This window comes from Muricoprocola aceti, assembly GCF_025567005.1.
Lineage (GTDB): Bacteria > Bacillota > Clostridia > Lachnospirales > Lachnospiraceae > Marvinbryantia > Marvinbryantia aceti.
Genome location: NZ_JAOQKE010000035.1, coordinates 1 through 11979, shown reverse-complemented (window position 1 = coordinate 11979; position 11979 = coordinate 1). Strand labels below are relative to the sequence as shown.

The following is an 11979-nucleotide window of genomic DNA, read 5'->3' as shown; positions in this document are numbered from 1 at the left end:
ACTTTATTGGAGACTTATACATCTCCAAACGCTTTTATTGAAGCTGACAAACAAGAGATTATTGATACCATTAAATCTACAGCTCACTTTGTGTAAATACCGATGAATCAGTGCACACTGCACGGTCATCGAGTGCATGCTTTCCGGTGTTTCAGTGCACGCTTTCCGCTGCATAGTGCATGGACATAGATTAGTCCTATAATGAAGATGGCACACATATGTGTGACTATCATTTATAGGAGGTTCGATAACAATGGTTGATTATCGAGAAATTCTGAGGCTTGATCACCTCGGATACATCAAGAAAGACATTGCATCCAGTGTACACAGTTCCAGAAACACCGTTTCGGAAGTCTTGACACTAGCCGGAAATCTTCATGTTTGCTGGCCATTAGATGACGATGTTACCAATGAGTCTCTGGAAAGTTTGTTTTATCCGGGACGGAATAAGGATAATGGGGAACGTCTTATGCCTGATTATCCGAAGATTCACAGGGAACTAGCCAAGAAAGGTGTTACCCTTACACTTCTCTGGACAGAATACTGTCTGGAAGCAAGTGCGGCTGGAAAAAAGCCATATATGAGTACACAGTTTAATGATAACTATCATAAGTGGGCACGTATTACAAAAGCAACGATGCGTATCCAGCATAAGCCCGGCGACGAAATGGAGGTAGACTGGGCCGGTGCCACCATCGACATTTACGATGAGGTTACTGGTGAAATTTCACCTGCATATCTGTTTGTAGCGGTGCTTCCCTGTAGCCTATATGTATACGCAGAACTTTGTCCGAACATGAAATCAGATGCATTCATCAACTGTCACGTACATGCTTATACTTACTTTGGCGGATCCACCCGCTTATTAATCCCGGATAATCTCAAATCCGGTGTTACCAAAAATACTCGGTATGACACCTTGATTTCAAGAGCCTACAAGGAAATGGCAGACCATTATAATACTGCAATCGTACCAGCCAGAGTGAAGCATCCGGACGATAAACCGAATGCAGAAGGCTCTGTTAAGTATGCAACCACATGGATTCTGGCAGCATTACGTAATTATCATTTCTTTTCTATTGAAGAAGCAAAAATAGCAGTTTCCGAGAAACTGGAGGAACTCAATCTCCGCCCTTTTAAAAAGAGACTTGGAAACCGACGTTCTGCTTTCGAAGATGAAGAAAGAGAATTTATGCTGCCGCTTCCCAAAGCCCCTTATGAACCAGCAGTCTGGTCCGCTGCAAAGGTTCAAAACGATTATCTCATAAGTGATGGAATCAATAAATACTCTGTTCCTTTCGATTTGATTGGAGAACAGGTAGATATTCGCTTAACCAGTGCTACAGTGGAGGTGTTCTATCATGGTGGACGTGTCGCTTCTCATGTGAGGAAGACTACTCCTCAAAGGGATCCCATAAGACAATACAATGCGGCTAAATGCGACGAAGCTGCATAAAATACTGAATTACCCGAATCTATATCTTTTTTAAAACAAGATATTTTCACCAAGGGATAAGTGCGCCCTTTTTTAGTCCTAAAATATAATCAATATTTTTTAAATTTCTTATTGACATTTATTAGCTGGACTTCTTTTGTTTTCTTCATGTCGTTCACTCATATCCTCTCTGCATTCTCTTCCAAATATTCCAAATATTTTATTATATCACAGTAACATATTGTTCCGCTATCATTTTTTTAAGACATAGAGAGCCTACAGATATCTTTAATGTCTGTACGAGGATATGGGGGAAAGAAAAATAAAAATTTTTTTACATTAACGTGAAAAATATAGACGTGAAAAAATAAAATGCTATAATAAAAAAAATTACAGACAAAGCAGATGAAAATCTGTGACACAAAGCTAAAGGGCTTGTAAAACGAAAATATTGAAATGTGTTTTAATCGAAAGAATAAGGAATTTGACGTATGCAAAAAACAAAATGTTATCTGGCCGCATTGGTGTCTGGTGTGCTTTTAGTAACTGGTATTTTGGCTGGATGTGGACAATCTAAAAAAGACGATCACCTTACCGTGTATCTGTGGGAAAATCGTTTAATGAAAAATATTGCTCCTTATATCCATGAGCAGTTTCCAGATCAGGATATTGAATTTATTATTGGAAATAATGACACTGATTTATATAGCTATTTTAAAAACCAGTTGATATGAAGTTGCTGAAGAAAACCATAAGAAATATAAAACTTGGGGGACGAAGCCCAATTTATTGATCAATAATCACTAAAGAGAAATAAGATGGACAAGAAATAAAAAATACTCATTGTAGATATTTGTCTGTAAGCTTATAGGGAAAACGGAGTTATTTTATAAAGGTGATATGATGAAAATTACTTACATTAACCACAGTGGATTTTTAATTGAAACTAAAGATTGCTACTATATTTTTGACTATTATAAGGGTGAATTACCACCTCTCGACAAGAAAAAAGAAGTAATTGTTTTTTGCAGTCATTTTCATAAGGATCATTTTAATCCTGTAATTTTTGAGATTCTTGACGATATGGGCATGACATATCAGGCTGTTCTGGCGAAAGATATACGCAAAAGGAAACACTTGTCGGATATGAAGATTATATATGTTTATCATGATCAGACTTATAATCTGGACAATGGAACTCAAGTTGATACATTACAATCTAACGATAGTGGTGTAGCATTTATTGTCAAAACAAAGGAGGGCATCGTTTACCATGCCGGTGACTTAAACGACTGGTATTGGGATGGAGAGTCGAAAGCTGACAACCAGAGACTTACTTCAGCATATCGTGCGGAGATTAGGAAAATCAAGGACATGCATTTTGACGCTGCATTTGTTCCCTTAGATCCGAGACAGGGAGATCACTATGCCGATGGGATTCTGTATTTCCTTAAAAATGTAGATTGCAATGTCATTTTTCCAATGCATTACTGGAATGATGCCAATGTAATTAAGCGGTTTATTACTGAATATCCGCAATATAAATTACGCATTAAAAACACAGAATGTACAAAAGGAGAAGAATTCTTCTTCTGACATTCATTTTACTCATGAAATACTCATTCATTGCATTCATAGGTGAAACGCTGGCATCCTGCACATATTCAAGCACATGGAAGTATAATCTCCCTTTTCATAATAATCTATGATGTTGCTCGGATATGCTTATTATAAAAGAGTCAGCATAGATAGAAAACAATTCGTGCAGAGAAATATAAGGACAGAATTCTCAAAATTCGAGAAATATAAAGAGGCAATTCCTCATGGTGGATGTGTATTGTGAAAAATAAATTTGTTATAGTGACAATATCAACAAAAAAACAGAATATAAATGGGGTGATCAGATGGAAGCAGCACAGAGAATTCGATTAATCCGGATTATAGAAAAGATGGAGAAAAATCCGGCATTCAGTAATAAGCTTGATATAAAGAACACATCTGAATATTTATCAGAAAAAGAACAGAAAAAATGAAAGACACATATCAAAATGAGTTTCAGAAGGAGAAAAAAATGTTATCGTTATTATTTACAATTTGTATGATTTGGTTTGTTGGAAAATTTTTTGTTTTTGGGTTAAGAGCATCCTGGGGAATTATGAAACTACTTTGCACAGTTATTTTCTTTCCGGTGATATTGATTGGTATGGTTGTAGGCGGACTGATGTACATTGCTTTTCCATTGTTGATTGTCGGTGGCATTATAGCATTGGTGACGTCACATTCATAATGGATCAGGAGGAAGAAAACGAATGGGATATGATATTGAAAAAGAAAAAAGAGAAGCAATTGAAGCTGGGCGTAGAGCGTGGAACAGTCTTCAGGCAGCAAAAGAAAATTTAAACAGTGCAAAGAACTGGGGACTGGTAGATATGTTTGGCGGTGGTTTTTTCACTACGATGCTAAAACATTCCAGAATGGATCAGGCTAAACGGAATATGGAACAGGCAAAGTATGATCTTCGTAATTTCAGTAGAGAATTAAATGATGTAAATATGGCATGTAATTTGAATATCGATACTGGAGATTTTCTTTCTTTTGCGGATTATTTCTTTGATGGTTTTGTTGTGGACTGGGTGGTCCAGGATCGAATCAATAATGCAAAAAGACAGGTAGAAGAAGCAATTCGAAGAACAGAAAGTATGGTCAATCAATTACAGCGTATGTAAAGTAAAAGGCAATGAGTCAGAAATGGTTCATTGCCTTTCTTGGAGTTATGGGTTATTTTAATTTTTCTTTTTCGGCATTTAAGAGTTCAAGATTAAGCCCCTGTTCTCCGGCTGTCTTATCTACCCAAAGATTCAAAGAGTCTATGGCTAAAGAAATTTCATCAAGTTTTTTACTGATATAAGCAAAATCTTTCATTTCATCATCGCTGATCTTACCGTCACGGGCAATCTGGATCAGGCGACCGGTAAGAGGATTGATTTCATTTAGACTGGCAATTGTCTCCAAAATGATATTTGACAGATCGGTCACTTCTACTTCTGGAACATAACGATGGCCGATTTCGCATTTGTGAGAGCAATAATAATTGCAAAGATCTGGTCTTTTATAGGCATCTGCCATCTGGAGAATATCATAAGGCGTAGGTTCTTGAGTTTCATATTCAAATTTTTCAATTTTTGAATCAGAGACAGCGTCCATTTTTTCACTGGCCTCTGCTCTTGTCAGCCCTGCCGCTTCTCGGCAAAGCTGGTAAATTGTTTTGTTTTTCCTGGTGGATTGTTTACCCATGAGAATTTCCTCCCCGTATATCGCTAAACATGAGGATTATCAATATTTAAGTTCTCATGCAAGACGTGTATTTCTCGTATAGTTTATTATACTTGAATTATCAATTAACAACAAGCTCAATAATGAACACGAAGCCAAAAAGAGTAAAAGAGGAAAGAGAGGGTACAGAATGAGAAAAACAAGAAGTGATTGTAGAGTACCGATACTACATTCAATTTTGTGATTGCCATGCTGCAGTCACAATCTCAGTTGGCTGAATGAAAGGATACTAAAGAAACAAGGAAAGCAAGAAAATACGGAAAGTTATTTATGACAATTTATTACATGTAAGATATAATAATGAACAAGGTATTCATTTTAATAAGTATTAGAAATTTAAAATAAGAGGAAGAATTGGATCAGTGGATGCGAATGTAAACGAGGTGTAAAATCGGTAGCGGTATATAGCAATGCTGACGGAGAACCCTACGGTGTTTTTACAACAGCTAGGTCGTGGTTTGCGTATAAGCAAGGGAAAAGAGTATGTAGAAAACTGATTCTTCCTATTACTTCAGAGGAATTGAACTATGATGTGCACAGTAAAACAAATCGATGAAGACCTGAAATTTGGTTGTGAAGAACGGCCGGATGGACGGCATAGATTTGCCAGCATGAAATTGATCATTTGTCCGGAAAGATAATATAACTGAATGCGGATTGCGAATATTCGCTTGACTCAAAGCGGATTGTGAGGTGACGGATATGCTGAAAAACGTACTTATCGTGGTGGACGATATAGAAAAATCCATAGAGTTTTATAGGGATTTATTTGGACTGCAAGTGGTTCTTAAGAATGAAGGTAATGTGATCTTATCGGAGGGGCTTGTTTTGCAGGATGCCGATGTATGGGAGAAGACGCTGAATGAGACTTCTACACCATTCAATAACATGATGGAATTGTATTTCGAGGACTTTGATATAGATGGATTGCTTGCGAAATATGAATCTGGTAAGTATTCCGTCCGATATGCCACAGAATTAACAGAACTTGCAGGTGGACAGAAGCTAGTAAGATTGTATGATCCGAGTGGTAATCTCATTGAGCTTCGCACTCCATTCAGGTGTAATTAAAGGAGAAATTATGCAGATTTTTGTTGATGCAGATGCCTGCCCGGTAGTTGGTATTGTTGAAAAAATTGCAAAAGAGCACAGTGTTCCGGTAACGTTGTTGTGTGATACAAATCATGTGTTGTCTTCTGATTACAGTGAGGTGGTTGTAGTTGGAGCCGGCGCAGATGCAGTGGATTATAAACTGATCAGTATTTGTCATAAAGGCGATATTGTTGTATCACAGGATTATGGAGTGGCGGCAATGGCACTTGGAAAAAATGCGTATGCGATTCATCAATCCGGGAAATGGTATACCAATGAGAATATTGACCAGATGCTTATGGAGCGGCATCTGAATAAGAAGGCACGAAGGGCATCCGGAAAGAATCATTTAAAAGGACCAAGAAAACGAACATCGGAGGATGATGAGCATTTCAGAGAATCCTTTGAGAAAATGATACATATGGCAATGGATAAGGAGAAATAATTAGAAACAGAACACAGGAGAATCGGGAGGTGTAGAATGATGGAAAAGGAAAGAACCTATATTGCAATAGATCTTAAGTCATTCTATGCGTCTGTGGAATGTAAAGAACGAAATAGGGATCCTTTGACGACCAATCTTGTGGTTGCGGATAAAAGCAGAACAGAAAAAACCATCTGTCTTGCGGTATCTCCAGCATTAAAGTGTTATGGGATACCAGGAAGGGCTCGTTTATTTGAGGTTGTTCAAAAAGTAAAAGAAGCCAACAGCGCCCGCAGGTGGAAAGCACCGAACAAAACTTTTATCGGAGCCTCTGATGACAGCACAGAATTAAATAGCAATCCGGCATTGGAGATCGATTATATTGTTGCGCCTCCCCGAATGGCTCTCTATCTGGAATACAGCACCAGAATTTACAGCATTTATCTGAAATATATTGCGCCGGAAGATATTTTCCCGTATTCGATCGACGAAGTATTTATGGATGTAACGAATTATCTGCATACCTATAATATGGCAGCAAGGGAACTTGCAATGACCATGATACAGGATGTACTGAAAACGACAGGTATAACGGCAACTGCAGGAATCGGAACGAATATGTATCTGTGTAAGATTGCGATGGATATTGTGGCGAAACATATTAAAGCAGATAAAGATGGTGTACGAATTGCGGAATTGGATGAAATGTCATACCGAAGGAAACTCTGGAGTCACAGACCGCTTACTGATTTCTGGAGAGTAGGAAAGGGATATGCAAAGAAGCTGGAAGAATATGGGCTTTATACAATGGGCGATATTGCAAGATGTTCCATTGGAAAATCAAATGAATTATACAATGAGGACCTGTTATACAGGTTGTTTGGCATTAATGCGGAGCTGCTGATTGACCATGCCTGGGGGTATGAGCCCTGTACCATGGAAATGGTCAAGGCCTACAAACCGGAAACGAACAGTGTTTGTTCCGGACAGGTACTTCATTGTCCCTATGATTTTGAAAAAGCAAAACTGGTTGTAAAAGAGATGACGGACCAGATGGTTTTGGACTTGGTGGATAAGAAGCTTGTAACGGACCAGATCGTGTTGACAGTTGGTTATGATATTGAGAATCTGAACAATCCTGACCAGAGAAGGAAATACCATGGAGAGATTACCATCGACCGTTATGGAAGAAAAATTCCGAAACACGCACATGGAACGACCAATCTGAAACGGCAGACTTCCTCAACAAAACTGATAACGGATGCAGTAATAGAGTTATATGACAGGATCGTTGACAGAAACCTGCTTGTCAGAAGAATCAATATCACAGCGAACAGGCTTGTGGATGAAAGTTCTGTCAGGAAAGAAGAAGTGTATGAGCAGCTGGATCTTTTTACGGATTATGAGGCGCAAAAGAAAAAGCAGGAAGAGGAAGCGGCTGCGTTGGAACGCGAAAAACGTATGCAGGAAGCAATGCTAAGCATCAAAAAGAAATTTGGAAAAAATGCTGTACTGAAGGGAATGAATCTTCAGGAAGGTGCAACCGCCAGGGACAGAAATGAACAAATCGGCGGACATAAGGCGTAAAGGAGCTGGAAGGGATGACAAATAATTCTTATGACGATATCATTAATTTACCGCATCCGGTTTCTAAGAAGCATCCGCAAATGCCACTTCGGGATCGGGCAGCGCAGTTTGCTCCTTTTGCAGCCTTGACCGGGCATGATGCTGCGATAAAAGAAACAGCAAGATTAACCGATGAAAGATTGGAACTGAGCGAGGAAGTGATTGCTCAGCTGAATGAAAAAATCAATATAATCAGAAATAATATCGGTATAGAACAGAATGTATCGATAACTTATTTTATTCCCGATGCAAAAAAAGCAGGCGGCACCTATGCTGTGTGTTCTGGTGTTGTAAAAAAGGTAGATGAATACGAGCATGCTATAATCATGACGGATCAAACGGTCATTCCAGTCGAACAGATAAGTGATATTAAATGTGAAGATTGGTAAATGTGAAAAACAGTATTTATAATAGGATGATCTTTTATTTTGTGCTATAATAAGTGAGTTAAAGCTTATTGTTAAAAAAGGAGCAGGGTTCAAACATGCAAAATTCAGACTATCTTATTTCAGAAAATCCCTTGAAAGCTCTCGTGTTTTTCTCCCTTCCTATGATCATCGGCAATCTTTTCCAGCAGGTCTATACCATGGCGGATTCGGCTATTGTAGGGCGGCTTGTAGGAGAGAATGCGCTGGCGGCGGTTGGGGCGGCTTATTCACTGACGAATATTTTTATCTGCATTGCTATTGGTGGTGGAATTGGTGCGTCAGTCATTGTCAGCCAGTATTTTGGACGGGGCAGTTATGGAAAATTGAAAAAAGCAGTTTATACGGCACTGATTTCCTTCCTGCTCATCAGCGGGCTGCTCGGCGGATTCGGACTGTTGTTCAGCAGAAAGATTATGATTGCCCTGAACACTCCGGCAGAGGTGCTGGATATGTCCGTTACATATCTGAAAATCTATTTTCTGGGTCTGCCATTTTTATTTATGTACAATGTGCTGTCCTCCATGTTCAATGCACTGGGAAAATCACGGATTCCGTTATATTTCCTGATTTTTTCTTCGGTATTTAACATTGTTCTGGACTGGATCTTTGTTGCGGATTTTCACCTGGATGTATCGGGAGTCGCCTGGGCAACGCTGATCGCACAGGGGATATCTGTAGTAGGTTCTTTTACCATTCTTTTGAAGGTGATTCAGACGATGGAAGGAAATGCGGACGGCATTTTTGCGAAAGAGGAACTGCTTCCCATGACAAAAATTGCCCTTCCGTCCATTCTACAGCAGTCTACCGTATCTATTGGAATGATGCTGGTGCAGTCTGTGGTGAACAGTTTTGGAGCAGAAGCACTGGCTGGCTTTTCTGCCGGGATGCGTATTGAGTCAATCTGTGTTGTGCCCATGGTAGCAATTGGAAATGCCATTTCCTCTTACACGGCTCAGAATATTGGAGCCGGGCAGCAGAAACGTGTCGTGAAGGGATATGTGCAGGCCAATAAGCTGGTGATATTTTTTGCAGTGCTCATTTGTGTTGTACTGGAACTTTTCCCCGCGCAGCTGATCACACTGTTCCTTGGGACAGAGGGCAGCAGCACTGCTTTGGCAACTGGGCAGGCTTATCTCGGATTTATGGGATTTTTCTTTGGCATGATTGGTTTTAAAATGGCTGTGGACGGCGTGCTCCGCGGAGCAGGAGATATGAAAATGTTTACCATTGCCAATCTGGTGAATTTGAGCATTCGTGTGATCATAGCCATGATGTTGGCACCGAGATTTGGCATTGACTGTGTATGGTATGCAGTGCCCATTGGATGGACTGCCAACTTTGTGATTTCCTATCTGGAATATCGCACTGGCAAATGGAAAACGATTAAGAAAATATGAAACTGAAAATGGCGTGACCGAAGTCGCGCCAAATTTTTTAGCTATTTAAGTCTTTTTTACGAGAGAGGGAAGCGTATGGATGATTTTAAAAAACTCACAGAACAATTTTTGAAAATATATATTAACGCTGAATCCGTAAACGAATTAGGTCTTGAGAATTACTTTGATGAAAATATTAGTCTGATTGGAACTGGGAAACATGAGTTATTCACGAATCTGCATGAATTTTTAGAATCATTTAAATTTGATGTAAAACGAAGAGGTAAAATCAGAATTGAAATACAAAATTTACATCAGGAAGAAGAAAGACTTGATGATGACCATGTCCTTGCACATGGGACAGTAGATTTTGTTGGTCTGTTTAAAGATGGTTCAATCTGTTTTAAAATGGAGACAAGATTTACGATTATCTATAAGTGGACGAATGGAAAATGGCTGGTTCAGCATCTGCATCAGTCAACACCAGATCTGGAGCAGATGGCCGGTGAAGAGTTCCCTGTTACATTAGGAAAGCAGGTAAAAAAACCGGCAGGCACTTCATGCATTAGGCACTGCCTATTATCATATCTCAAGTCTGAACTTAAAAACAAAGAAGATCGAACTTGTCAAAAGATCACGAAAAATGGATTTGGATATTAAAAATGATACTGCAGATTGGGATTCTCAGTTCGAGATTATCAAAGATATTATAGCAGAGCCATTTGTACAGAAGTATATAGATTTTTTTGATATACAAACCATGGCAGCACGGCTTTATAATAAAGAATCTATGTCTTCCGAGTTCAAAAAGAAGGATGGATCATGGTTTCTTTCTATGGTCGTTCCTCAGAATTATGATGAAAATGGAAATGTCACATCAGTGCTGTTCGCAAATCGGGATGTGACAGATAAAAAACTGCGGGAATTAAGACAAGAGGAAGAATTGCGGGAAGCTAAATTAAAAGCAGAATGTGCAAATAAAGCGAAATCGTCATTCCTGTTCAATATGTCACATGACATCAGGACTCCTATGAATGCGATCATTGGCTATGCAGATCTGGCGTCCAGACATTTGAAAGAAACAGAAAAACTAGGCAGATACCTTGAAAAAATTCAAATATGTGGAGGGCAACTTCTGTCGTTACTCAGTAATGTTCTGGATCTTGCAAGGATTGAAAATAATAAGGTCGAAATGGAATATGTTGTTTCGAATGTCCATGAAAGCTTTGAAAATTGTATGACTATGTTCCAACAACAGACAGAAGGCAAAAATCAGACTCTCTCTCTGACAGAAAAAATTATGTATCCGTATGTATATATGGATGTACCGCACCTGTCAGAGATCTGTTTTAACATTATAAGTAATGCTGTAAAGTATACAAATACAGGAGGTACGATTACCTGTAATGTTGTACAGGAATCTTGTAAAAAAGAAGACTGGTGCAATATGATTATTACCATTACCGATAATGGAATTGGTATGTCTGAAGAATTTCAAAAGCACATATTTGAAACTTTTGAAAGAGAACGTAACACGACATTCAGTCATATTGATGGCAGCGGCATCGGAATGGGAATTACGAAAAAGCTTGTTGAGCTCATGGATGGCACTATAGAAGTGAAAAGCAAGCAGGGTGAAGGTTCTACATTTACAGTGACGATTCCTTGCAGGAAAGCGTCAAAAGAAGATTCTCTGGTACAGAAAAACAGTAATCTGAGCAATAAGAATTGCCTGAACGGTGTTCGAATCTTATTAGTCGAAGATAATGAGATCAATACAGAAATTGCAAGAGAATTGTTGACGGAAGAAGGATGTATTGTTGAGACTGCAAATGATGGTGTTGCATGCATTGACATGATTGAAAAGGCTGATGCTGATTATTACAAGCTGATCCTTATGGATATTCAGATGCCTGTTATGAATGGATATGATGCTGCATTAGCCATCCGAAAGATGAAGGATACGAAAAAAGCCAGGATTCCAATTATTGCGATGACTGCCAATGTCTTTGCAGAAGATATACAAAAAGTTCTTTCTGTTGGAATGAATGATCATGTCGCAAAGCCTGTTGATATGAACATTTTTGTGCCAACAATGATGAAATATTTATAACAGACAGATTTGATGAAAAAGAGGCTGCTTAAGAACCTCGGGGAAGAAATGAGAGGTGGCCGTTGGCCACTTCAGACTGTAGACAAAGCCCTGCTTTTGCAGGGTTTTGCTATTGTTGGAACCGCTTTTCTGATATAATAAATATCAGAAGG

At 38.9% G+C, this 11979-nt stretch carries 13 protein-coding genes; 12 read left to right on the top strand and 1 reads right to left on the bottom strand.

Annotation, left to right across the window (positions count from 1 at the left end; genetic code table 11):
• The first annotated feature begins 253 nt into the window (after positions 1-253).
• The 5 genes from istA to OCV47_RS15425 all read left to right on the top strand — a co-directional run bounded on the left by istA (position 254) and on the right by OCV47_RS15425 (position 4161).
• Positions 254-1456: an IS21 family transposase gene (istA, locus tag OCV47_RS15445; RefSeq protein WP_262655917.1), complete on the top strand. Its 1203-nt coding sequence runs from the start codon at positions 254-256 to the stop codon at positions 1454-1456.
• Between the two features lie 470 nt (positions 1457-1926).
• Positions 1927-2169 (top strand): hypothetical protein, encoded by a 243-nt coding sequence (locus tag OCV47_RS15440; protein ID WP_262655916.1) that lies wholly within the window; start codon positions 1927-1929, stop codon positions 2167-2169.
• A 169-nt stretch (positions 2170-2338) separates the two neighbouring features.
• Complete coding sequence (locus OCV47_RS15435; RefSeq protein WP_117449502.1) at positions 2339-3031, top strand: MBL fold metallo-hydrolase; 693 nt, start codon at positions 2339-2341, stop codon at positions 3029-3031.
• 475 nt (positions 3032-3506) lie between these two features.
• Positions 3507-3722 carry a hypothetical protein gene (locus OCV47_RS15430; protein ID WP_026650203.1) on the top strand — a complete coding sequence of 72 codons (216 nt, stop codon included), beginning with the start codon at positions 3507-3509 and terminating at the stop codon, positions 3720-3722.
• Positions 3723-3744: 22 nt separating this feature from the next.
• Positions 3745-4161, top strand: coding sequence for a hypothetical protein (locus OCV47_RS15425; protein ID WP_262655915.1), 417 nt, complete (start codon positions 3745-3747; stop codon positions 4159-4161).
• A 52-nt stretch (positions 4162-4213) separates the two neighbouring features.
• On the opposite strand, the gene OCV47_RS15420 is transcribed toward OCV47_RS15425, so the two are convergent.
• Positions 4214-4729, bottom strand: coding sequence for a helix-turn-helix domain-containing protein (locus tag OCV47_RS15420; RefSeq protein ID WP_262655914.1), 516 nt, complete (start codon positions 4727-4729; stop codon positions 4214-4216).
• 741 nt (positions 4730-5470) lie between these two features.
• On the opposite strand from OCV47_RS15420, the gene OCV47_RS15415 reads away from it, so the two are divergent.
• The 7 genes from OCV47_RS15415 to OCV47_RS15385 all read left to right on the top strand — a co-directional run bounded on the left by OCV47_RS15415 (position 5471) and on the right by OCV47_RS15385 (position 11827).
• Positions 5471-5839: a VOC family protein gene (locus OCV47_RS15415; RefSeq protein WP_117449495.1), complete on the top strand. Its 369-nt coding sequence runs from the start codon at positions 5471-5473 to the stop codon at positions 5837-5839.
• A gap of 10 nt (positions 5840-5849) precedes the next feature.
• Positions 5850-6305: a YaiI/YqxD family protein gene (locus OCV47_RS15410; protein ID WP_117449494.1), complete on the top strand. Its 456-nt coding sequence runs from the start codon at positions 5850-5852 to the stop codon at positions 6303-6305.
• Between the two features lie 39 nt (positions 6306-6344).
• Positions 6345-7871 carry a Y-family DNA polymerase gene (locus OCV47_RS15405; RefSeq protein WP_262655918.1) on the top strand — a complete coding sequence of 509 codons (1527 nt, stop codon included), beginning with the start codon at positions 6345-6347 and terminating at the stop codon, positions 7869-7871.
• A gap of 14 nt (positions 7872-7885) precedes the next feature.
• On the top strand, positions 7886-8299 hold the full coding sequence (locus OCV47_RS15400; RefSeq protein ID WP_262655913.1) for a hypothetical protein: 414 nt from the start codon (positions 7886-7888) through the stop codon (positions 8297-8299).
• Between the two features lie 95 nt (positions 8300-8394).
• The gene (locus tag OCV47_RS15395) at positions 8395-9735 is read left to right on the top strand and encodes an MATE family efflux transporter (protein WP_262655912.1); all 1341 of its coding nucleotides are present in this window, start codon (positions 8395-8397) and stop codon (positions 9733-9735) included.
• 75 nt (positions 9736-9810) lie between these two features.
• Positions 9811-10374 carry a nuclear transport factor 2 family protein gene (locus OCV47_RS15390; RefSeq protein WP_262655911.1) on the top strand — a complete coding sequence of 188 codons (564 nt, stop codon included), beginning with the start codon at positions 9811-9813 and terminating at the stop codon, positions 10372-10374.
• Positions 10358-11827 carry an ATP-binding response regulator gene (locus OCV47_RS15385; protein WP_262655910.1) on the top strand — a complete coding sequence of 490 codons (1470 nt, stop codon included), beginning with the start codon at positions 10358-10360 and terminating at the stop codon, positions 11825-11827. Before OCV47_RS15390 ends, OCV47_RS15385 begins: the two co-directional genes overlap by 17 nt.
• The last annotated feature ends 152 nt before the right edge of the window (positions 11828-11979 follow it).